Below are 849 nucleotides of genomic sequence, written 5' to 3'. Positions count from 1 at the left end.
AGCGTCTAACAAAACCACCGTTCGATGAAGCGCCAGACGATGAGGGCTGCGGCCAGCGTGGAGAAGGCGAGATGGATATCGCGCCGCCGCTCGTAGCGAATGGCAAGGCGGCGGAACTGGGCAAACCAGGCCAGCGTCCTCTCGACCACCCACCTGTGCCGCCCCAGACGCTGACTGCTCTCGATCCCGCGGCGGGCGATGCGGTGCTGGATGCGCCGACGGGTCAGAGCCCGACGACAGCGGCGGTGGTCGTAGGCCTTGTCGGCGTACAGCCGGGCGGGGCGTTTGCGCGGGCGTCCCCAGCACTGGCGGATCGGCGGGACGGCATCCACGAGCGTCTCCAGCATCCGGCTGTCGTGCACGTTGGCCCCTGTGAGGCTCAGCGCGAGAGGGATGCCCTTCGCATCGGTGAGGACGTGGCGCTTCGTGCCCGGCTTGCCGCGATCGGTCGGGTTCGGGCCCGTCGCCGAGCCCCCCTTTTGGCTGCAATCGAGGCGCTGTCGAGCGAAGCGCGGCTGAAGTCGATGCCGTTCTGGCGTCCGAGCCGGTCGAGCAGCGCCTGCTGCAGACGGTCCCACACCCCCGCCTTCTGCCAGTCCCGCAGGCGTCGCCAGCAGGTCATACCCGAGCCGCAGCCCATCTCGCGGGGCAGCAGTTCCCAGGGCGTGCCCGAGCGCAGCACGAACAAAATGCCGGTCAGCGCCGCGCGGTCGGATGTTCGAGGACGCCCACCCTTTGGCTTGGCCGGTTCAGGCGGCAGCAACGGGGCGATCACGGCCCATAAGCCGTCGGGAAGGAGCGGTTTCGCCATCTCCTCTCAACGCGCCGAAACCGGTTTTGTTAGACGCT

At 68.6% G+C, this 849-nt stretch carries 1 protein-coding gene; it reads right to left on the bottom strand.

Translation table 11 applies throughout. The features are described 5' to 3' along the window. Positions 1-5: 5 nt before the first annotated feature. Positions 6-811 (bottom strand): IS5 family transposase gene (locus MOX02_RS30800; RefSeq protein ID WP_147029542.1). Its coding sequence is split into 2 segments (ribosomal slippage): positions 6-481 and positions 481-811, totalling 807 coding nucleotides; the frame shifts between segments, so codons are not numbered across the junction. Between the last annotated feature and the right edge of the window lie 38 nt (positions 812-849).

Origin of the sequence: Methylobacterium oxalidis, from assembly GCF_007992195.1 — a bacterium.
Lineage (GTDB): Bacteria > Pseudomonadota > Alphaproteobacteria > Rhizobiales > Beijerinckiaceae > Methylobacterium > Methylobacterium oxalidis.
The sequence above is the reverse complement of the archived record's forward strand: the minus strand, read 5'-3'. Positions and strand labels throughout refer to the sequence as shown.